This window comes from Lederbergia citrisecunda (genome assembly GCF_018343695.1).
GTDB lineage: Bacteria > Bacillota > Bacilli > Bacillales > Bacillaceae_C > Lederbergia > Lederbergia citrisecunda.
Window position 1 is genome coordinate 246,012 of sequence record NZ_JAGYPJ010000001.1, and the last position, 21,050, is coordinate 267,061.

At 37.1% G+C, this 21,050-nt stretch carries 23 protein-coding genes; all 23 read left to right on the forward strand.

Features of this window, described 5'->3' with window-relative positions; all coding sequences use genetic code 11:
- Positions 1 to 145 precede the first annotated feature (145 nt).
- The 23 genes from KHA93_RS01150 (at position 146) to hisIE (ending at position 20,858) form a co-directional block, all read left to right on the forward strand.
- Positions 146 to 1,090: an alpha/beta hydrolase gene (locus KHA93_RS01150; protein WP_233711010.1), complete on the forward strand. Its 945-nt coding sequence runs from the start codon at positions 146 to 148 to the stop codon at positions 1,088 to 1,090.
- Positions 1,091 to 1,105: 15 nt separating this feature from the next.
- Positions 1,106 to 1,684: a DNA-3-methyladenine glycosylase gene (locus KHA93_RS01155; protein ID WP_213109042.1), complete on the forward strand. Its 579-nt coding sequence runs from the start codon at positions 1,106 to 1,108 to the stop codon at positions 1,682 to 1,684.
- 90 nt (positions 1,685 to 1,774) lie between these two features.
- Positions 1,775 to 2,092, forward strand: coding sequence for a hypothetical protein (locus KHA93_RS01160; RefSeq protein WP_213109043.1), 318 nt, complete (start codon positions 1,775 to 1,777; stop codon positions 2,090 to 2,092).
- A 512-nt stretch (positions 2,093 to 2,604) separates the two neighbouring features.
- Positions 2,605 to 3,393, forward strand: a complete 789-nt coding sequence (locus tag KHA93_RS01165) for a hypothetical protein (RefSeq protein WP_213109044.1) — start codon at positions 2,605 to 2,607, stop codon at positions 3,391 to 3,393.
- Between the two features lie 5 nt (positions 3,394 to 3,398).
- On the forward strand, positions 3,399 to 3,785 hold the full coding sequence (locus tag KHA93_RS01170; RefSeq protein ID WP_213109045.1) for a GntR family transcriptional regulator: 387 nt from the start codon (positions 3,399 to 3,401) through the stop codon (positions 3,783 to 3,785).
- Positions 3,769 to 4,476: an ABC transporter ATP-binding protein gene (locus KHA93_RS01175; protein ID WP_213109046.1), complete on the forward strand. Its 708-nt coding sequence runs from the start codon at positions 3,769 to 3,771 to the stop codon at positions 4,474 to 4,476. The genes KHA93_RS01170 and KHA93_RS01175 overlap by 17 nt, the downstream gene beginning before the upstream one ends.
- Position 4,477: 1 nt before the next feature.
- The gene (locus KHA93_RS01180; RefSeq protein ID WP_213109047.1) at positions 4,478 to 5,398 is read left to right on the forward strand and encodes an ABC transporter ATP-binding protein; all 921 of its coding nucleotides are present in this window, start codon (positions 4,478 to 4,480) and stop codon (positions 5,396 to 5,398) included.
- Positions 5,391 to 6,344, forward strand: a complete 954-nt coding sequence (locus KHA93_RS01185; protein WP_213109048.1) for an ABC transporter permease — start codon at positions 5,391 to 5,393, stop codon at positions 6,342 to 6,344. The genes KHA93_RS01180 and KHA93_RS01185 overlap by 8 nt, the downstream gene beginning before the upstream one ends.
- 260 nt (positions 6,345 to 6,604) lie before the next feature.
- A complete protein-coding gene (locus KHA93_RS01190) occupies positions 6,605 to 7,003 on the forward strand; it encodes a VOC family protein (protein WP_349772337.1) in 399 nt (132 codons plus the stop codon).
- Between the two features lie 332 nt (positions 7,004 to 7,335).
- Positions 7,336 to 9,033 (forward strand): peptide ABC transporter substrate-binding protein, encoded by a 1,698-nt coding sequence (locus KHA93_RS01195; RefSeq protein ID WP_213109050.1) that lies wholly within the window; start codon positions 7,336 to 7,338, stop codon positions 9,031 to 9,033.
- A gap of 295 nt (positions 9,034 to 9,328) precedes the next feature.
- Complete coding sequence (locus KHA93_RS01200) at positions 9,329 to 10,258, forward strand: ABC transporter permease (RefSeq protein WP_213109051.1); 930 nt, start codon at positions 9,329 to 9,331, stop codon at positions 10,256 to 10,258.
- Entirely contained in the window at positions 10,258 to 11,187 is a 930-nt protein-coding gene (locus KHA93_RS01205) for an ABC transporter permease (protein ID WP_213109052.1), read from the forward strand. Before KHA93_RS01200 ends, KHA93_RS01205 begins: the two co-directional genes overlap by 1 nt.
- 17 nt (positions 11,188 to 11,204) lie before the next feature.
- On the forward strand, positions 11,205 to 12,227 hold the full coding sequence (locus KHA93_RS01210) for an ABC transporter ATP-binding protein (protein ID WP_213109053.1): 1,023 nt from the start codon (positions 11,205 to 11,207) through the stop codon (positions 12,225 to 12,227).
- Positions 12,208 to 13,203, forward strand: coding sequence for an ABC transporter ATP-binding protein (locus KHA93_RS01215; RefSeq protein ID WP_213109054.1), 996 nt, complete (start codon positions 12,208 to 12,210; stop codon positions 13,201 to 13,203). Before KHA93_RS01210 ends, KHA93_RS01215 begins: the two co-directional genes overlap by 20 nt.
- Positions 13,204 to 13,263: 60 nt before the next feature.
- Complete coding sequence (locus KHA93_RS01220; RefSeq protein WP_213109055.1) at positions 13,264 to 13,650, forward strand: hypothetical protein; 387 nt, start codon at positions 13,264 to 13,266, stop codon at positions 13,648 to 13,650.
- 362 nt (positions 13,651 to 14,012) lie between these two features.
- Positions 14,013 to 15,137 (forward strand): ATP phosphoribosyltransferase regulatory subunit, encoded by a 1,125-nt coding sequence (locus KHA93_RS01225; protein WP_213109056.1) that lies wholly within the window; start codon positions 14,013 to 14,015, stop codon positions 15,135 to 15,137.
- Positions 15,134 to 15,754 (forward strand): ATP phosphoribosyltransferase, encoded by a 621-nt coding sequence (gene hisG / locus KHA93_RS01230; RefSeq protein ID WP_213109057.1) that lies wholly within the window; start codon positions 15,134 to 15,136, stop codon positions 15,752 to 15,754. The genes KHA93_RS01225 and hisG overlap by 4 nt, the downstream gene beginning before the upstream one ends.
- Complete coding sequence (hisD, locus tag KHA93_RS01235; protein WP_213109058.1) at positions 15,751 to 17,034, forward strand: histidinol dehydrogenase; 1,284 nt, start codon at positions 15,751 to 15,753, stop codon at positions 17,032 to 17,034. Before hisG ends, hisD begins: the two co-directional genes overlap by 4 nt.
- On the forward strand, positions 17,031 to 18,101 hold the full coding sequence (gene hisC, locus KHA93_RS01240) for a histidinol-phosphate transaminase (protein ID WP_213109059.1): 1,071 nt from the start codon (positions 17,031 to 17,033) through the stop codon (positions 18,099 to 18,101). The genes hisD and hisC overlap by 4 nt, the downstream gene beginning before the upstream one ends.
- On the forward strand, positions 18,085 to 18,672 hold the full coding sequence (hisB, locus tag KHA93_RS01245; protein ID WP_213109060.1) for an imidazoleglycerol-phosphate dehydratase HisB: 588 nt from the start codon (positions 18,085 to 18,087) through the stop codon (positions 18,670 to 18,672). Before hisC ends, hisB begins: the two co-directional genes overlap by 17 nt.
- Positions 18,673 to 18,740: 68 nt before the next feature.
- Entirely contained in the window at positions 18,741 to 19,445 is a 705-nt protein-coding gene (hisA, locus tag KHA93_RS01250) for a 1-(5-phosphoribosyl)-5-[(5-phosphoribosylamino)methylideneamino]imidazole-4-carboxamide isomerase (protein WP_213109061.1), read from the forward strand.
- A complete protein-coding gene (gene hisF, locus KHA93_RS01255; protein WP_213109062.1) occupies positions 19,442 to 20,203 on the forward strand; it encodes an imidazole glycerol phosphate synthase subunit HisF in 762 nt (253 codons plus the stop codon). The genes hisA and hisF overlap by 4 nt, the downstream gene beginning before the upstream one ends.
- Complete coding sequence (hisIE, locus tag KHA93_RS01260; protein WP_213109063.1) at positions 20,193 to 20,858, forward strand: bifunctional phosphoribosyl-AMP cyclohydrolase/phosphoribosyl-ATP diphosphatase HisIE; 666 nt, start codon at positions 20,193 to 20,195, stop codon at positions 20,856 to 20,858. The genes hisF and hisIE overlap by 11 nt, the downstream gene beginning before the upstream one ends.
- Positions 20,859 to 21,050: the final 192 nt, after the last annotated feature.

Consider the following 21,050-nt stretch of genomic DNA (forward strand, 5'->3'; position numbering starts at 1 on the left):
AAACATTTGTCTCCATATAGTAGACATTTTAAAGCCGCATGTCAAGATATTTTTACTGATAATTGTACGTTAAAAATGGTTGCATTACTATTTAAATAGATTCATTTTTTTAAATGTTATAAATAGATGAAAGAAGGTCGAAAAGATGAGTGTTTCAGAGGTTAAACATTCTGTAAAAAAAATGAGTATAACAAAATTAACTATTATCATTATAAGTATCATAATTGCATTAACTTTGATTGTATGTTCCGCCATCTCGGCCTATACAGGATTGAACTTATTAAGACCAGATAAAAAAACAATTGATGTTTCACCTAGTGATATTGGATTTAATTATCAAGATATAAAAATTTTAAGTGAAGATGGAGAAACAAAGCTCTCGGGCTGGGTTTTAGATCCAGAGGTGCAGCCTAAAATGAATCTTATTTTTGCGCATGGCTATGGAGAAAATCGCATTGAAGAAGGAATGCCATTTTTTTCACTTGCAGATGTGCTTATTAAAAAAGGATATAGAATCATTACCTTTGATTTTCGCCATTCTGGAAATTCTGAGGGGGATATGACTACAATTGGAATAAAGGAAAAATTAGATTTGCTAGGAGTAATAAATTGGACAAAAAACAACTATAAAGAACCAATTGGGTTGCTTGGTGTTTCAATGGGGGCCTCGACTTCTCTTTTGGCTGGGGCAGAATCTAAGGATGTAATCGCAGTCGTGGCAGATAGTCCCTTCAGTGATTTACATGATTATCTAAAGGAAAATATGACGAAATGGTCAGATCTTCCTAGTTTTCCGTTTACACCATTAATTTTAACAATAATTCCACTCATGACAAACTTAGATTTATACGATGCCAGTCCCATCAATCTGTTGAATAAATTAGCAAATCGACCTGTGCTTTTTATTCATAATAGTGGAGATGATTTGATTCCTTATTCAGAAAGTGAAAAGATGGTACAGAAGTATCCAGAGTCATTTTCGTTTTGGTTAACTGATGGTGATGGACATGTAGAATCATATAAACAAAACTCAGATGAATATATAAAAAGGGTTGATGAATTCTTTGAATCCGCACTTGAATCGCAATAGAATGGGGTGATATAGATGGATCCTTTAGATGAGAAATTTTATCAGATGCCTACACTTGAATTGGCAAAGGCTCTTCTTGGCTGCCTCCTAGTGAAAGAAGCCGAAGAAGGCATAACGTCCGGCTATATCGTTGAAACGGAAGCATATATGGGACCACACGACCGAGCAGCTCATAGCTTCAATAATAGAAGGACAAAACGTACTGAGATTATGTATGGGAAGGCTGGACATGTTTATACATATACGATGCATACCCATTGCCTTATAAATGTGGTGAGTGCAGGTATTGATGAGCCACATGCTGTATTAATTAGGGCGTTGGAGCCGCACACGGGTATAGATTTAATGAATATGCGCAGACATGTAGACAAGATGAAGAATCTAACGAATGGACCGGGAAAGCTCACGAAGGCAATGGGAATCACTATGGAGGATTATGGTCATCCCTTATTTGAGCGCCCGCTTTATATTGCGCCAGGGATCATACCTGAAGAAATTACGGAAGGAAAACGAATCGGCATAGACAATACAGGAGAGGCCCGCGATTATCCGTGGCGCTTCTGGATTAAAGACAATCCATTTGTATCAAGATGATAAACGCAGCGATGCGTTTTTTTTTTGCAGAAATCGTCCTGTTGAATGGAGATTTGTACTATAGCAGCCAATATGGTGGACTAAATCAACATGAAGGCTAAGGGATTGTCCAATATTGGTGTTATCATGGACAAAATTGTCGTGACCGCTAAGGGATTGTCCAATATAGGCTCTATGATGGACAAATCCATCGTGAAAGCTAAAGAATTGTCCAATATAGGCTCTATGATGGACAAATCCATCGTGAAAGCTAAGGGATTGTCCAATATAGGTTCTATAATGGACAAATCCATCATGAAAGCTAAGGAACTGTCCAATATAAGAGCTATGATGGACAAAATCGTCGTGAAGACTAAGAAATTGTCCAATATAACCACTGTGATCGACAGAATCTATCTTGAAAGCTAAGGGTCTGTCCTTGATAACTAATATGATGGATAAAATCGTCCTAAAGAAATAAATGTAAGTATTGAACCTATTTTTGCTTAGATAGCGTGAAAATTTAGTACTTATCATTTTTCACTGTTGATTAGAACGGAAGGCGAGAAGAATCCTGAGGAGTACGAGGCAGCGTAAATCCAGCTTCGAGGAGTTCTCCGTACAAAGTAAAGCTGCAGGCCCTAGGGGATCGAAGTCAAAAACCAGCAACCTAAGAAGTAAATGAACAACTTCCAGGTTTAGATCATTTGCTTGTCGCCCTTAATCAAAGGCCTTGAGCTTTTCAGCCTCAAGGAAAGCAAAGCGCCTGGAGTGCATATCAATAATCACGTTTTGCCTTTCATTTTAAGGAGAATTTTTCTGTGTCTGTCCTGTTGAAGAAAGGAGATTATTTACATTTATGTAAAAACCCGCTTGACGTGTCATTATGTATTAGTGTACTATTTGGTTAGTACACTAATACATAACTTATGGAGGTGCGCATGATGACCGCTTTTTGGGGACTAATGAAAAAAGATATGCTCTTAATGAGATTTTGGTATATTACATGGCTTATTTTCTCACTCATTTGCATTGTGGGTGGATATTTTATGCAAGATTACTGGAATGAACCGAGCATTGTCGTTCCGATTTATATCGGTTTGATGAGCATGCATTTGTTTTTAATGCCAATCATGATTTTGCATGTATTAAACGTCGAAGGAAAAACACAATTATGGCTCTATAATCCACAAAGCAGTAAAAAATTATTGCTAGCAAAATTAAGTTCTGCCGCTTTATTACAATTTATTTCGCAATTATTGCTTGTTGTATATGGATTGATTCTTATGCAGTTTCTTCTTAAAAAAGGATTGATCACTACGTATAGCGATTTTCTGCCTTTTGAACAGGGAGCTTTTTTTCATATCGCCCTTTTCTCTACATCCTTGTATATGACAAACTGGATTATTTTTCTTTGGACGATTTATCATTCTCTTGGAAAAATCCCGGCTTTGAAAAACTTCCGATGGCTAGTAGTGTTATTAATTTGGATAGCCTTTGGATTTGTTGAAGCGCAATTAGTAAAACTCAAAGTGCTGCAAAATAATTTATTCTCTTTTTCAGCTAATGTAAATGTTGCCCCTTCAATGGAATATGCGAAGGGAAATGGATGGACGATTGTTTATACAGATGTACCTGTTCCTATCGTTCCAATAATAATGTACATCATTTTCGCAATTGCGCTTTTCCTTATTGCAAGTCGACTTCTTGATAAAAAAGTGGAGGTGTGATGGGAATGGCAGCAGATTTCGAAGCTTCAAAACCAATATATTTGCAGATTGCAGATCATATTTTTCAAAAGATTGTCCGTAAAGAAATAAAACCAGGAGACAAATTGTCATCTGTACGTGAAATGGCAATTCAATTAGGTGTTAACCCAAATACCATTCAACGTTCGTATACAGAAATGGAGAGGATGGGAGTAGTGGAAACGAAACGAGGTCAAGGAACTTTTGTCTTAGAAAGAGATAGTATTGTGGAGGAGTTACTACTGACAATGCAAAAGGAAATTATTACTCAGTTCGTGAAAAGCATGGAAGAGCTTGGATTTTCTAAAGAAGAGATGATACATGGATTGCAATCATTTTTAAGTGAGGGGGATACGAATGGCGATCCAATTTAATCAAGTAACGAAGAAGTATGGTTCGGAAAAGGCTTTGGATAATGTAACCCTCCAGCTTCAAGCTGGAAAAATTTACGGATTGCTAGGTCCTAACGGAAGTGGAAAATCAACTACTTTAAAACTGATTGCGGGGCTTGTATACCCAAGTAGTGGGGCGGTGACCGTTCTTGGTGAAGAAGTGACAAGAAGAATAAGCAGGAAGGTAGCTTATTTAACTGAACTGGATATGTTTTACGATTCACTTACTGTAGATAAAATGGTGAGCTTTTTTAAAACTCAATTTCCTGACTTCAATCCTGAGAAGGCAGCGATGCTTTTAGTAGATATGAAACTGGATGGAAAGAAGAAAATTAAGCAACTATCAAAAGGAAATCGTGGTAGGTTAAAGCTCGTTTTAACATTGGCACGTGAAACACCGATTGTTTTACTCGATGAACCTTTTTCAGGATTAGATGCGATGGTACGAGACTCTATTATTAAAAGTCTATTGACTTACATCGATTTTAACGAACAAACAGTCATAATAGCGACACATGAGATAGATGAAATTGAACCAATTATGGATGAAGTGTTTGCTATTTATAATGGTCATATTATTGGGCATGAAAATGTGGAAAGCTTACGGGAGGAACAAGGCTATTCTGTCCTTGAATGGTTTAAATCAATTATGGGTAACGAGGAGAGTGATTAAAGTGAAAACAGTTGTAGAATTAAAAAACGTAACGAAAACAATTCGTGGAAAAAAAATAATTGATGATTTGAGCTTTACAGTAATGGAAGGCGAAGTATTTGGGTTTCTTGGTCCAAATGGTGCAGGGAAAACAACGACGATTCGAATGATGGTTGGATTGATTGGCATTACATCGGGTGAAATCGTCATCTGTGGAAAAAATGTAAAAAAAGATTTCGAAAGTTCTATTAAGCATGTCGGTGCAATCGTGGAAAACCCGGAGCTATATAAATTTCTTACTGGCTATCAAAACTTAGAGCAAGTCGCTCGTTTAATAAAAGGAATAACGAAAGAAAAAATTGATGAGGTAGTAGAACTAGTAGGGTTAAAAGATCGCATTCATGAAAAGGTAAAAACATACTCTCTAGGAATGAGACAACGTTTAGGTATTGCACAAAGTCTTTTGCATGATCCAAAAATTTTAATTTTAGATGAGCCGACGAATGGATTGGATCCAGCGGGGATAAGGGAGATTCGTGATTATTTACGTAGTCTTGCAAGAGATAAAGGAATGTCCGTTATCGTCTCTAGCCATTTACTTTCTGAGATGGAAATGATGTGTGATCGAATTGCCATTATCCAAAAAGGGAAACTAATAAATGTTCAGCATGTGCGTGAGGAAAAAAATACAAACGAAAGAGAATATGTTTTCATTATAAATAACAGAAAACAAGCTTTAAGTTTATTAGATAAGCAAGGATATGCTCCAAAAGTGAATGGAGAAGGAATCGGGTTACTACTAAAAAAAGAACAAGTGCCAAATGTTATTAATCTTCTTGTTCATAACGATTTCCTTATTTATGAAGTGAAAGGACAAACAAGAACGCTAGAAGATAGATTCTTAGAAATTACTAATGGCGGGGAGGTCGCTGTTAATGCTTAATCTCATAAAGAATGAATGGATTAAAATATTTAAACAAGTTAGTACGTATATAATGATTGGGTTTCTACTTCTCGTAATCATTGCAGCGGGTGGAATTACGAAGTATGTGGAGTCTAAAGAGAAGCCAGCTAATGAAAATTGGAAACAAGAGCTTATTGCTCAAAATGAGCAGTATAAGAAACAACTGGCAGATGTAGAACTTGCTGCACCATCACTTAAAGAATTTTATTCTAAAGAAATTGCCATTAATGAATATCGGATTGAACATAATTTACCACCCCAAGATTCATATTCCGTATGGGATTTTATTAAGGAATCTTCTGGTTTGACTAGCTTTGTAGGATTGCTAGTAATCATTATTGCATCAGGAATAGTCGCTCATGAATTTTCATGGGGAACGATTAAAATATTATTAATCAAGCCTTACAAGCGTTGGAAAATATTGATGGCAAAGTATATAACGACTGTCCTGTACCTTCTGACTATGCTTGCTATACTTTTTGCAACAGTCTCCATTTTAGGATTAATCATATTTGGAAAAGGAACAACTGATAGTGTACATCTAGCTTATGTAAATGGGGCAGTAGTAGAACAAAATCTTTTACTCTATTTAATCAAAACATATATTTTAAACTCATTAAGTGTTTTCTTGCTTACAACAATGGCGTTTATGATTTCCGCAGTGTTTAGAAATAGTGGATTAGCAATCGGAATTTCTATCTTCTTACTGTTGATGGGAGGAACTATTACAAACTTATTAGCTGCTAAATTTGATTGGGCAAAATATAGTTTATTTGCTAATACGAATTTAATGCAGTATGTAGATGGAGTGCCTCTTGTTGACGGAATGACCTTATCATTTTCAATCTTAATGATCATTATTTACTTCGTCATTTTTCATGCGATGGCATTTGTGTTTTTTACGAAAAGAGATATTGCGAATTAAGGTAAAATCCTATAAAAAAATCGTTTATTAAAAACATGAAGACAAGTGAAACATTTAAGAAAATCAAGCTCATTCTTTTTCATTGCGAATACGAATGACTTGATTTTTTTGTACTTACTAATGTAAATCTGAGCCATTTTTGATTTGCTATTTAGATTATGTACTTTACTAATATGGGAATTCAAACCATTTTGAGGAAGGAGATGTAGTTTTGAGACCATTAGTTACTAAAGATATATTAGGAGTTATGAATTATGTAGCTGTTTGAGCTTGCAAGTGAATGGTACTGTGAAAACCTTGGGTTCGCAATGGGTGATTATGATTTTAATGACTTTGTAGAATTAAAGGTAGATGAACAATATGTGATGCATCTTTTTAAAACTGAAGAGTTTAAGCCGATGGAGAAAGCAAATTTTGTTTTCAAAGCAGAGGATATTGTCAAAGCACACAAGCAGTTAATAGAAAAACATGTAGATGTAGAACCAATTTTTCACCACGAGGACCATGCTGGCTTTAATTTTAAAGATAGTGACGGCAATATACTAATGATTTGCAAGTATTTCTACTATTATGTTAATGGTTTTCCTCTTTTTGGAACTAAATTAGTTCGATATAAGCACTATAAACGAATAAAAAAATTAATTTATAACAAATTCTAGCACTATTGTTCTATGATTATTTCGATTTATAAAATAAATGTTGTTTTGTTATTAAAAATTTTGATATATTTGATACATACGAAAATTACAAATTAAATGCATAGTACCATTATAATATGAATATGGTCTTAAAACTTAATTCTGTAAGCGTTTTCCATTTTCTTAGAAATGTACTTAGCCAGGAAAAAAGCTTCTAATTAAGTTAAAGCTTTCAGTAAATACCAGAATGTTATAGGTAATATTAAACAATCTAAATAAAAGTCTGGGGAAATTTCTACTAAAGCTTCATTGATTTGTTTTTTCGTAAAAAATATATATGAGGGGGATTACATTTGAAAGCTTCAAGATTATCATTATTCTCACTGCTTTTGGTATTTATGTTAGTTCTTAGCGGTTGTTTCAGTGGGCAAACGGATGAACCGTCGTCCTCTCCTCCAAAAGATGATGGTGAGAAGACAGCAGAGGAAGGAAAGGAACCTGAAGAAGCTCCAGCGGAAAGAAAAATATTGTATCTTAATAATAATGAAGAACCTGGTGCCTTACATCCGGGAATCGCACAAGGTACACATGACTCCTGGATTTTGGAGCATGCATTTGAGGGGTTAACTAAGAAAACTCCTGAAGGTGAAATAGTTGACGGTATGGCTGAAACATGGGATGTCAGTGATGATAATCTTACTTGGACTTTCCATTTAAAGGACGGCATACTATGGTCGAATGGTGATCCAGTTACTGCGGAAGATTTTGAATATGCTTGGAAATATGCGCTTAACCCTGATAGCGCTTCCGATTATGCGTACCAGCTTTATTATCTTGAAGGAGCAGAGGAATATAACAGCTCTGAAGAAGAGTCAAAATTTGAGGAATTAGAAGCAAAGGTTGGAGTTAAAGCTGTAGACGAAAAAACACTAGAAGTAAAATTAGCACAACCAACACCGTATTTCCTTGATTTGACTTCCTTCTATACTTACTATCCAGTAAACAAAAAAGTACAGGAAGCAAATCCTGATTGGTCTCATGAAGCTTCTAGCTACGTTTCCAACGGAGCATTTAAATTGACTGAGTGGAACCATAAAGAAAGCATGAAATTAGAGAAAAACGAAAATTATTATGATAAAGATAAAATTAAGTTGGACGAAGTACAGTTTGTCATTATTGATAATGAAGACACTGCTTGGCAAATGTATCAAGCTGACGAGTTGGATCTCGCTTATCCGCTCCCACAAGATGTACAAGGACAGCTTGTAGATTCCGGCAATCCTGAATTCAATAATGGCCCTGACTTTTCAGTCTATTACTATAACTTGAATAATAATGTAAAACCGTTTAATAACGTAAAAGTTAGAAAAGCTCTAGCAATGGCGATTGAACGGAATACAATTACTGAGCACGTTGCTCAAGGTGGTCAAAAGCCTGCATTCGGTATCATTCCACCGGGAATCAATGATGTCAGTGGTGATTTCCAAGAAAATTCAGGAGACCTTTTTAAAGAAGATGTAGAAGAAGCGAAGAAATTATTAGCTGAAGGGCTTGCTGAAGAAGGCATGAAGAAAATGCCTAAGTTTACAATTCTTTATAATACGTCCGATGGTCATAAGAAAATTGCAGAAGCTGTCCAAGAAATGTGGCGTAAAAACCTTGACTTTACAGTGGAGCTTGAAAACGTAGAGTTCCAAGTGAAGCTCGACCGTGAAAAAGCGGGAGATTATGAAATCTCACGTGCAGGTTGGTCTGGTGACTATGTAGATCCAATGACATTTGTTGATCTATGGGTAACAGATGGTCCATTCAATGATGCCAACTGGGGTAATCCTGAATATGATAAGCAAATCGAAATAGCTAAAACTTCCACGGATCAAAAAGTACGCATGGAAGCAATGCACAAAGCAGAGCAAATCTTGATGGAAGGAATGCCAGTCGTTCCAATCTATTTCTATACAAAACCATTTATGGTGAAGCCACATGTAAAAGGAATCTTTACACCAATTAACCGTTACCCTCAGTTCATTTATGCTGATATTGAAAAATAATAGGTGAAGATATGTGGCAAATTTATGAAAAATCAAGGGTATGTCCATGTGGCATACCCCGATTTTTCTAAGATGGATAAAATCCAAAATTCGGAAAAATATTTGTGGAACGCTACCGTTGATTGACCGCCCTTAGTGGTTGAGTTGAAGGTCTGAATTAGTATAAAACTACACTTCTTAATTAACCATTTTTCCGCAATCTATTAATCTCATTTTTTCATTAACTCAAAATAAATTAAGTCATAAGTCTTATATACCCTACATGTGTACGTACTTCAAGGAAAGAGGTGTTAACATGCTGAAATATTCGTTAAAGCGCTTATTATGGGCCATTATTACATTATGGGTTATTATCACGATTACTTTTATCATTATGAAAATCATTCCTGGAAACCCTTTTGCTAAAGAAGGTCCGATGCCGCCTGCTATTTATAATAATTTACAGAAGCACTATAACCTAGACAAACCTGAAATTGTCCAATACGGATTATATTTAAAGTCATTGCTTCAATTAGACTTCGGTCCTTCCATGAAATCTAAGACTTTGACAGTCAATGACTATATCAAGAAAGGATTTCCAGTCTCTCTTCATCTTGGGCTGCAAGCGCTTATTATTGCTATAACGTTTGGTTTAATATTAGGTGTCATTGCCGCTTTATATCATAATCGTTGGCCGGATTACCTTTCGATGGTCATTGCTATTCTCGGAATATCTGTTCCTAGCTTTATTCTTGCCACTTTTCTTATTCAATATTTTGCAGTTTATTTAAAGGTCCTACCAGTCGCAACATGGAAATCATGGGCACATACCGTTTTACCATCCATTTCTTTGGCGATGTTGCCTACAGCTTATCTTGCAAGACTTATGAGGTCGAGCATGTTGGAGGTCATGAACCAAGATTACATGTTGACTGCTAAGGCGAAAGGTCTTGGAAGAAGTATGATCATTATTAAACATGCAATTAGGAATGCTATCCTTCCAGTTGTAACAGTACTAGGTATTACGACTGCGAATCTCGTTACAGGAAGTTTCATTATTGAGCATATTTTTGGAATTCCTGGAATGGGAGAAATGTTTGTTAAAAGTATCTTCAATCGTGACTATTCTGTCATTTTAGGGTCAACCGTTTTCTATAGTGCTATTTTGATATTCTTAATCTTTGTTGTTGATGTAGCTTATACGTGGATTGATCCTAGAATAAAGGTCGCAAAGGAGAACATCTGATGGAAAAACAAATGAAGTTAACAGAAGATATGTTTCAACCAGTCACTGATAATTTTAAAGAAGCCGAAAAAATATCCCGTCCGTCCATATCTTACTGGGCTGATGTTTGGCGCAGGTTAAAAACAAATAAACTTGCAATGTTTGGACTTGTCATTATTATTTTATTTCTCATTATGGCAATCATCGGCCCATATTTAAATGGATATTCCTACTATGAACAAGATTTTACGAAAAAAAATCTCAAGCCGAATGCTGAGCATTGGTTTGGTACGGATACTTCCGGTCGTGATTTATTTACGAGAGCGTGGTATGGAGCAAGAATTTCATTATTTATAGGATTTATGGCAGCATTGATTGATTTTGTCATTGGAGTCCTGTATGGAGGAATTTCTGCAATAAAGGGTGGCCGCACTGATAATATCATGATGCGGATTGGGGAAGTATTGTATGCGATTCCATATTTATTAATGGTTATTTTGGTTATGATTGCGATGAATAGAGGGATTTGGCCAATCATCATTGCAATGACGATTACAGGATGGATCCCAACAGCGCGGCTTGTTCGTGGACAAGTATTGCAACTAAAAGAATTGGAGTTTGTTCATGCAGCTAATGCAATGGGGGCGAGTATAAGCTGGATTTTAAGGAAACATATGATTCCAAACACACTTGGCCCAATCCTTGTAAACCTTACTCTTACTGTTCCGACGGCTATTTTTGCAGAAGCTACATTGAGCTATCTTGGTTTGGGTGTACAGCCCCCTCAAGCAAGCTGGGGAACCCTTGTTAATGATGCTCTCGGAAGCATTCATATAGGAAATTTGTATCAACTATATATTCCGGCCATTCTAATCTCACTCACGATGTTGGCATTTAATGTGTTCGGCGACGGATTGCGTGATGCCCTCGATCCGAGATTACGGAATTAGAGAGGGGTTAAATGGATATGGAAAAAATATTAGAAGTAAAAGATTTACACGTATCTTTTCAAACATATGCTGGTGAAGTTAAGGCGGTTCGTGGAGTCAACTTTGACATTAAAGAAGGGGAAACCATTGGAATTGTAGGTGAATCTGGCTGTGGAAAAAGTGTGACTGCTAAATCAATTATGAAGCTTTTACCGAATAATTCCGTTCGTTATAAACAAGGGTCAATCCAACTTAATGGTAGAAACATATTGGAAAGCTCTGAGAAAGAGATGCAAAGAATTCGCGGGAAGCAAATTAGTATGATTTTTCAAGATCCAATGACTTCCCTAAATCCAACGAGTAAAGTTGGAAATCAAATTATTGAAGCTATTTTACGCCATAATAAGATTAGTAGAAAAGAAGCTTTTAATAAAGCTTTAAATATGTTAGAACTTGTAGGAATCCCCCAACCATCAAAAAGGATTCATCAATATCCTCATGAATATTCAGGTGGTATGAGGCAGAGAGCGATGATTGCGATGGCTTTGGCATGTAATCCGCGGTTATTAATTGCAGATGAACCAACAACTGCTCTCGATGTGACGATTCAGGCACAAATATTGGATCTTATGAAAGATATACAGCAAAAGACCGGGACATCCATTATATTGATTACACACGATCTTGGGGTAGTAGCTGAAATCTGTGAAAGGGTAGTCGTCATGTATGCAGGACAAGTGGTGGAAACGGCTACAGTTAAGGACTTGTATAGAAAGCCGCAGCACCCTTATACAGAAGGATTGCTAAAATCTGTTCCAAAACTAAATATGGATAGGAAACAACCTTTAGCTCCAATCATTGGAACTCCTCCGGATTTAATCGATCCTCCGAAAGGGTGTCCGTTTTTTGCACGATGTGAATATGCGATGAGTATTTGTAAAAATCATAGCCCGGAACTTGAAGAGGTAAATCCTGGCCATTTTGCGGCTTGCTGGCTCCATCATCCAATGGCAAAGAAAGTGGCTGGAAAGGGGGAGGCAAATGCCAATACAATTAACTGAAAATAATAACAGAAAAGGTTATGAATCTAAGACTCCTCTAATTCAAATAAAAGAATTAAAGAAATACTTTTCTATCGACCGTCATAAATTAAAGGCGGTTGACGGATTAACACTAGATATTTTTCCTGGGGAAACGGTTGGATTAGTTGGCGAAAGTGGCTGTGGAAAGTCAACTGCCGGTAGAACGATTATCCGTTTATACGAACCGACTGAAGGTGAAGTTTTATATAATGGGAAAAATATTTTCTCAAATAAGCATAGGGAAATGGTCAAAATTCGCCGAGAAATTCAGATGATTTTCCAAGATCCATATGCCTCCTTAAACCCAAGGATGACGGTTGAAGAAATAATTGGAGAACCTTTTGCCATTCACCGAACTTTAAGTGGAAAAAAGAGAAAAGAACGCATTAAGGAGTTATTGAAGTTAGTAGGCTTAAATCCAGATCATATGAGCCGCTTTCCTCATGAATTCAGTGGAGGACAACGGCAACGGATAGGCATTGCCCGTGCTCTCGCATTAGATCCAAAATTCATAGTTTGTGATGAGCCAATTTCTGCTCTTGATGTTTCCATTCAGGCGCAAGTTGTCAATTTACTGAAAGAACTGCAAGAGAAGATGGGGCTAACCTATTTATTCATTGCTCATGATTTATCGATGGTAAAATATATTTCCGATCGTATTCTCGTCATGTATCTTGGGAAAATGGTCGAATTAACTGACAGTGAAAGCTTATATGATGAACCTTTGCATCCTTATACACAAGCATTGCTATCAGCAGTTCCTATTCCGGACCCCGAAGTAAAACGGGAACGTATTGTCTTAAAAGGAGATGTACCGAGTCCAATTGCACCTCCGAGCGGTTGCGTTTTCCGTACTCGCTGTCCAGTTGCGATGGAGATATGTTCAAAAGTTGAGCCAAAGTGGCAAGAAGTAAAACCAGGACATTTTACTGCATGTCATTTATATGAAGTTTGAATTTAGACTTTTTACAAACGCTGGCTTACAGTTCCTAATCATAAATCAAGGAAGACCAAAATGAAAAACTCCACAATAGTATTGATATCTATAGTCATTTTATTTATTTGTGGATGCTCTCAGACAAGTACAAGTAAAGATTTTATGGAAATCGTTGGTGATATATCTGTATCTAAAATAGAAATTGTTGATGGAAGAAATGGGAAACGATATAGTATTACTGAAAAAGAAAAAATACAACAATTTATTCATCTTTTAAATGAAAGGGAATATAAAGAAATTAAAAATCATGAAAAAACAAAGGGCTTTGTATATGCCTCTGTTCTTTATTGTGACAACAAAGAATTTTATATAACTTTTCTAGATGATGAAATAGAAATTAATGATTCTTATTTTTCATTGAATATGCCGATTTTAGAAAAAGATATATCCAATCTATTGAAGTAAAAGAAAGACAGTTTATAAGAGGGTTGATTGCTTTTCGTCAATCCTCTTCTTTAAAAGGTATTTTTCGTATCCCCTAGAAATCCACATACATTCGTAACTGCAAAAGGTTTTCCCACAGATTAACCTTTGCACTAACCCTTACATAAATCCACATAATCAATGAAGAAACCTCATGTCAATTAGTGTGAGATTGCTTAGTCATAATTTTATCTACAAACCGAAAGGAGCAAATCATGCTCCTTTTTTTCATGGGGAAAATTATGCTTGTGCACACTTTTGATTTATGATATAGTTGTAGAAAATTAAAAATCCTTTAGTTCGATAGAGTGATAACGAACTAAAGAGTCGGGAAGTGATCGAAATTGTTTTTACCGGCCGGAAGTAAAGATGAAATGGGGATTTCTCTTAATAATCGTTTTCATGTTATGGAGAAGTTTAGAAAAGTGACTAAAATGAGAGGATATAAGCCTATATCAACACCTGTCATAGAATATGCTTCGACTTTTACGAATGAATTTATTGATATGAAGTTACAAGATATGATGAAGTGGTTTAATGGAGAGGGAGAAATTGAAGTACTTCGCCCTGATTGGACGACAGCCATAGCCCGAGCATTATCCTCTCAAGAAAAGAAGCCGCAAAAATGGGCGTATCAAGGTTCTATTTTTAAACGGAATATGCCTGGAGTTGAATATCATCAAATTGGTGTAGAAATCCTTCATTATCCAGAGTTGATGGGAGAAAGTGAATGTCTGCTGATGGCGCAGTCTTTCTTAATGGAAAGTGGAGTTGGCACATGTGTGATTGAACTGGGCCATACTGAAATTTATGAAAGTCTCGTTGCAGAGTTGCAATTATCGAAGGGTGATGCAGAGCGATTAAGACAAGCTATGCATGATAAGAAAAAAGATGAAGTATATCAAATTGCAATTAGCTATAGCGATAAAGAGAAAGCGGCAGAGCTTGCATCACTCGTTGATGCGTTCGGGCCAATTGATATCATTGCTGAATATGAAGAAAGATGGAAAAATCGAGAGAATGTGCTTGGTACTTTACAGCACATTAAAAAGCTAGCCAATATTTTAAAGCAATCTGGTAGTGGAGAAATTCTTGTGGATCTTGGAAGAGTGAAAAATCTTCCGTATTATTCAGGCTTGATGTTCCGAGGATTTTTACAAAGTTCGGGAGCGGTCTGCTTTTCCGGAGGTCGTTATGATCGTTTATATGAACAATTTGGCAAAAGTATTTCTGCAGTCGGGGTTGCCCTTGAAGTCGAGGTACTAGCTGCACAAGTACAAGAATCAGATTCATTAGAAAAGGTCTGCATCATTGCGAATGAAGAATCACTAGCATTTGCTGAAAATGTTAGGAAATCATTTCAAAATTGTATAGTAGATGTCCAGGCTGAACCTGTAAATATTCGAGATTATGATATGGTATACGAAATTAAGAAATTGAATGGAGAGTTTAAGGTGATTGAAAGATGAAACCAGTTATTGCGTTGACAAAGGGAAGGTTGGAGAAGCAATTTATCCAATTTTTAAAAGAACGGAATTATGATGTGAACCCTTTGCTCGATAAAGGCCGAAAACTACAAGTTGAAACAGATGATTTTTTTGCCATTTTTGCAAAAGGCACTGATGTAGCGACTTATGTTGAGTATGGAATTGCGGATCTGGGTGTTGTAGGCGAGGATATTTTATTAGAAGTCCAACCAGATGTATTCGATCTATTACCGTTTCCATTCGGAAAATGTAGATTTGCAATTGCAGGAGAACCTTCAAATTTGACACCTCTAAAAAAGCAGCGGATTGCGACGAAATATCCGAATATCACGACTAAATATTTCCGTGATCAAGGAAAATCTGTCGACATCGTGAAGCTTGAAGGCTCCGTAGAATTGGCTCCCCTTCTCGGACTAGCAGATGATATTGTCGACATTGTTGAGACTGGGAATACGTTAAAAGAAAATGGGCTTGTCGTGAAGGAAGAAATGTTGACTATATCAGCACGCTTAATAGCGAATCGGAACTCATTGAAATTAAAAAGATCCATTCTGACTCCATTAATCGATTCGTTCCGCGTAGAGGAGGCGATAATATGATTCCTGTTTATACTCCCGAACAATTCATTACAGCATTTATTTCGAGGAAAACAAAAAAACAAGCGTTTGAAGATGAAGTGTTAACTACTGTCAAAGAAGTGTTGGAAAACGTTAGGAATAACGGAGAAACTGCGTTAAAGGAATATACATTGAAATTTGATGGTGGAATTCCTGAAAAGTGGGAAGTTTCGGATGAAGAAAGAAAAGAGGCATGGAAACAAGTTCCAGAAGAATTGATTGAAGCGTTGAAAAAAGCTGCAGATAATATTCAAAAGTTTCATTCAAAACAATTACAGCAATCAAGAATGATGGAGATGACAGACGACATTATCTCGGGACAACTTTTTCGTCCAATAGATCGTGTTGGGGTATATGTACCGGGCGGAACAGCGGTCTATCCTTCATCTGTTTTAATGAATACAATTCCGGCTGTTTTAGCTGGTGTGCGAGAGATTGTGATGGCAACACCTGCCCGTGGTGGCGGTTCGATTACGCCAATTTTATCGGTAGCTGCTGATATTGCAGGAGTCCACAAGATTTATAAAATAGGGGGCAGTCAGGCTATTGCTGCTTTAGCATATGGAACTGAAGAAATAGAGCCTGTTGATAAAATTGTTGGTCCGGGAAATGCGTATGTAGCAGCAGCTAAGTCGTTAGTTTTTGGTGATGTCGGAATCGAAATGATTGCCGGACCATCTGAAGTAGCAATCATTGCTGATGAAACAGCAAATCCTAAGTTCGTTGCGGCAGATCTGATCGCACAGGCAGAACATGATGAAAAAGCACGAGCTTTTATTTTCTCTACATCTGAACGATTAGTAGAAGAAACATTGGCTGAGGTAAAAAGGCAATGTGCTGAGTTGCCGAGAAAAGAAATCGCTCAAGCTTCTCTTATGAATGAAGGAGCTGCGGTTGTCGTTCGTTCTATAGATGAAGCATTTCAATTGGTCAATGCCCTTGCACCTGAACATTTAGAAATTCAAGTCGAAAATGCTCTTCAATATTTAAGTAAGGTGAAAAATGCCGGCTCCGTATTTATTGGAAGCTACACTCCAGAACCTGTTGGTGATTATTTCGCCGGCCCTAATCATATATTGCCAACTTCAGGAACTGCAAGATTCTCCTCAGGGCTCTCAGTAGATGATTTCGTGAAGAAAACGACTTTTGTGTATTATTCCGAAGAGGCTCTACGTAGTGCAGCACCATATATTGAAAAAATTGCTACCGAAGAACAATTGGATGGGCATGCTCGTGCCGTGAAAGTGAGGCTGGAAAAATGAGAAAAGCTCTTCAAGGTTTATCGCCCTATAAAGTAAAACCAGAGTTTGACATGATCAGACTCGATAATAATGAGGCATTTATGAGTTTATTGTCATCAGTAGATCTTGGAAAATTACAGGAAACACTAATAAATCGTTATCCTGCTGAAAGCTCTGAGAATCTTGTCAAAGCATACTCGAAATTCAGCGGTTTCCCTGCTAACAATATATTAGCCGGGAATGGATCTGACGAATTAATTTCAATCATTGCCCAATATTTTTTAAACCCAGATGATGTAGTGGTTGTCCTAGAGCCTGATTTTTCAATGTATGAGAAAAATGCTGTCATTATGGGAGCAGAAGTAAACCGCATTTCCTTAAATGATGATTTTTCACTACCTTTGGAGAAAGTTTTGGAGGAAATTAAAGCAAGAAAACCAAAGCTACTGTTCCTATCGAACCCAAATAATCCAACGGGTCAACTTTATTCAAAAGAAGAAATTGAGGAACTAATTTTGGCACTTCGTCAAGTGGAAGGTGTCCTTGTACTAGATGAAGCTTACATCGATTTTGCAGGCGAGTCTCCTTTTGCAAAAACAGTATTGAATTATGGAAATCTTATTATATTAAGAACTGCATCGAAAGCAATGGGGATGGCTGCGTTAAGGCTTGGATTCTTGATTGCGAATGATCAAATCATTGAAGGAATTAGTTGCATTAAGCCTCCTTACAACGTGAATACAATTTCTGCACAAATTGGTGCACAATTATTGGAAAATCCTAATGTATTGGATCAATTTTTATTAGTGCAGCTAAATCAAATTGCTGAGCTAGAGGAAATGTTAAATGAATTTATTCGCAAAATTGTAGGTGCTAAGTTATTCCCAAGTCATACTAATTTCTTTCTAATTAAAATGAATGATGCTAAGGCTTTAGCTGATTTCCTTTATGAAAGTAAAATCAAGATTCGCTTTTTTAATGATGAAACAATGAAGGCAGTTAGGATTTCTGCAGGAACGAAGGAAGAACATGCGAAGCTCCGTGCTGCATTAAATGAATGGAGTGAGATGTATGCGAAGCGCATCTAATAAGAGAGAAACATTAGAAACAAAAATTGAACTCGAGTGCCGGTTGGATGATCCATCCGTTGTAGACATTCAAACTGGAGTCGGATTTTTTGACCATATGTTGGATGCATTCGCCAGACATGGCCGAATTGGTTTGACATTAAAGGTAGATGGTGACTTACATATCGACAGCCACCATACAGTGGAGGATGCGGGAATCGTACTCGGAAAAGCCATTCGTGAAGCATTAGGAGATAAAAAAGGAATTGTCCGCTATGGATCTTCTTACGTCCCAATGGATGAAACGCTTGGTTTTGCTGCAATCGATATTAGCGGGCGACCGTTCCTTCAATTTGAAGGAGAATTTCAAACGCAATCACTCGGAAATTTTGACACTGAATTAGTTAAAGAATTCTTCAGAGCATTTGCTTTTAATGCCGGCATCACTTTACATGTTCGCGTACTGTATGGAGAGAATACCCACCATAAAATTGAGGCGATATTTAAAGCAGTTGGCCGTGCATTGGCAGAAGCCATTCGAATTGATCCTACTATTAAAGGGGTTAATTCGACGAAGGGTTTGATTGAGTAAACGATGAGTGTGCGTAATTCAAATCAAGCATCATGTTAATGCAAATGGTTGTATCAGGGGGCTACAAATTGAAAATATTACCTGCGATGGATTTAATAAATGGAAAATGCGTAAGGCTTTATCGAGGAGATTTTAATAAAACAACTCAGGTGGGAAGGGACCCTGAGTCCCAACTGAAAACGTTCATTGAAGATGGGGCGGAAATCATTCATATCGTTGACTTGGATGGAGCTCGCTCTGGAAAACCCGATCAAATCGAGCTAATTACGAAACTTTGTTCGATTAGCACTGTTCCGATACAAATTGGTGGCGGAATTCGTTCAATTGAGACAGTAAAAGCTTATGTTGAAGCTGGTGTTACGCGAGTTATTTTAGGTACGGCTGCATTGAAGGATGCACAATTTGTAAAAGATGCCTTAGCAAGTTATAGCGACCATATTGTAATCGGAATTGACGCGAAAAATGAAAAAGTAGCTGTTAGCGGTTGGGAAACTGAAACGGATGTCGATTATATTGAATTCGCAAAGGAAATGGAAGAACTTGGAGTTAAACGCATAGTGTTCACTGATATTTCTAAAGACGGTACGATGCAAGGACCCAATCTTGAACAACTAAAGAAAATCAATGATGCAGTTAAATGTGACATTATTGCTTCAGGTGGAATTAGAAACCAGGAAGATTTAGATGCTATAGCTGCAATTGGAATTAATGAGGCAATCGTTGGAAAAGCGATGTATGAAGGCACAATTAAATTAAGGGGTGGTGCTTTATGACAACAAAGAAAATTATTCCATGCTTAGATGTAAAAGACGGAAAAGTCGTGAAAGGTATCAATTTTGAAGGTATGCGCGAAATGGGAGACCCTGTTGAAATGGCTAAATCCTATTGCGAAAACGGTGCAGATGAATTGGTATTTTTAGACATCTCCGCAACAACAGAAGGCCGCGATACAATCGTAGATGTTGTCAAAAGAGTTGCTGAAAAAGTAACAGTTCCGTTTACCGTAGGAGGCGGCATTCGTACGTTAGAAGATATCGAACAAATTTTAAATGCTGGGGCAGACAAAGTAGGAATTAATACTGCTGCAGTTGCACGTCCTGAACTTATTTCTGAAGCATCTGAGAAATTTGGCTCTGAGTGTATTGTAGCAGCAGTGGATGCAAAACTTTTTCCTGATGGCTCATGGCATGTAATGACTCACGGGGGATTAAAGGATACAGGTATCGATGCAATTGAATGGAGCAAAAAGCTTGAAGAACTTGGTGCAGGATCCATTTTACCAACAAGTGTTGATCGTGACGGTGTGAAGGATGGCTATGATTTAGCACTCACGAAAGCGATTGTTGATACAGTTAGTATTCCTGTCATTGCGTCCGGTGGCTGTGGAAATGCAGAACATATTGTGGAAGTGTTTGAAAAAACAAATGTAGATGCTGCTTTAGCGGCCTCCATTTTTCACGAAGCTATTGTTACTATTGGCGAGGTAAAAGCACTTTGTAAGGAACGGGGAGTTGACGTAAGTGAAGCTTGATTTTTCCAAAGGACTCCTTCCTGCAATTATTGTAGATAATCAGTCTCAAGAAGTCCTTATGCTGGCTTATATGGATGAGACGGCCTTTAATAAAACCGTAGAAACGAAAGAAACATGGTTTTATTCACGCTCCAGAAATGAATATTGGAACAAGGGAGCTACTTCAGGAAACAAGCAAATCGTAAAATCCATCCAATATGATTGCGACGGAGATACTCTTTTAATAAAGGTGGATCCGTTAGGACCAGCGTGTCATACTGGAGAGAGAACATGCTTTTTCAAATCCGTAGAGCTAGAAGGCGAAGATGCAAGTGAAGTTCAAGGTGAAAATCAAACGATTTATGCTGATTTAATGGAGGAAATCCAAGAACGGAAAATGACGCCTGTTGAGGGCTCATATACGAATTACTTGTTTACAAAAGGAATAGATAAAATCGCCAAAAAGCTTATCGAAGAGGCGGGAGAAGTCATTATTGCGGCAAAAAATAATGACAAAGAAGAATTAGTAAACGAAACAAGTGACTTACTATATCATTGCCTCGTACTCCTTGCCGAACAAGGAGTAGCTTTAGAGGATGTGGAAGCCGAGCTTCGCAAGAGATCTTCCAAAAAAGGAAATGCCAAAAAAGAACGACGTGAAATAAATAAGTGGTGAAAAGAAAAGCGGTGCTGGCCGAAAAAGGGGCAATTTGACACAAAAGTCAATTAGCCTCTTTTTCGTATATCATATTATGTATATTTTTATCTATTTCTATTAATTGTTCGAGTGTCTAAAAACTAAACAATTTTGACATCACTGAAAATTAAAAGTATAATCGCAATATTAAAATTCGACATTGGAGTGAAA

Bases quoted from the DNA above. Each gene is read 5' to 3' on its own strand.
- hisB (WP_213109060.1), top strand. From the start codon at position 18,085: ATGCGAAGCGCATCTAATAAGAGAGAAACATTAGAAACAAAAATTGAA.
- hisF (WP_213109062.1), top strand. From the start codon at position 19,442: ATGACAACAAAGAAAATTATTCCATGCTTAGATGTAAAAGACGGAAAA.
- KHA93_RS01200 (WP_213109051.1), top strand. From the start codon at position 9,329: ATGCTGAAATATTCGTTAAAGCGCTTATTATGGGCCATTATTACATTA.
- KHA93_RS01210 (WP_213109053.1), top strand. From the start codon at position 11,205: ATGGAAAAAATATTAGAAGTAAAAGATTTACACGTATCTTTTCAAACA.
- KHA93_RS01155 (WP_213109042.1), top strand. From the start codon at position 1,106: ATGGATCCTTTAGATGAGAAATTTTATCAGATGCCTACACTTGAATTG.
- KHA93_RS01150 (WP_233711010.1), top strand. From the start codon at position 146: ATGAGTGTTTCAGAGGTTAAACATTCTGTAAAAAAAATGAGTATAACA.
- hisC (WP_213109059.1), top strand. From the start codon at position 17,031: ATGAGAAAAGCTCTTCAAGGTTTATCGCCCTATAAAGTAAAACCAGAG.
- KHA93_RS01220 (WP_213109055.1), top strand. From the start codon at position 13,264: ATGAAAAACTCCACAATAGTATTGATATCTATAGTCATTTTATTTATT.
- KHA93_RS01165 (WP_213109044.1), top strand. From the start codon at position 2,605: ATGATGACCGCTTTTTGGGGACTAATGAAAAAAGATATGCTCTTAATG.
- hisD (WP_213109058.1), top strand. From the start codon at position 15,751: ATGATTCCTGTTTATACTCCCGAACAATTCATTACAGCATTTATTTCG.
- KHA93_RS01175 (WP_213109046.1), top strand. From the start codon at position 3,769: ATGGCGATCCAATTTAATCAAGTAACGAAGAAGTATGGTTCGGAAAAG.
- hisG (WP_213109057.1), top strand. From the start codon at position 15,134: ATGAAACCAGTTATTGCGTTGACAAAGGGAAGGTTGGAGAAGCAATTT.
- KHA93_RS01185 (WP_213109048.1), top strand. From the start codon at position 5,391: ATGCTTAATCTCATAAAGAATGAATGGATTAAAATATTTAAACAAGTT.
- KHA93_RS01170 (WP_213109045.1), top strand. From the start codon at position 3,399: ATGGCAGCAGATTTCGAAGCTTCAAAACCAATATATTTGCAGATTGCA.
- KHA93_RS01205 (WP_213109052.1), top strand. From the start codon at position 10,258: ATGGAAAAACAAATGAAGTTAACAGAAGATATGTTTCAACCAGTCACT.
- KHA93_RS01160 (WP_213109043.1), top strand. From the start codon at position 1,775: ATGAAGGCTAAGGGATTGTCCAATATTGGTGTTATCATGGACAAAATT.
- KHA93_RS01215 (WP_213109054.1), top strand. From the start codon at position 12,208: ATGCCAATACAATTAACTGAAAATAATAACAGAAAAGGTTATGAATCT.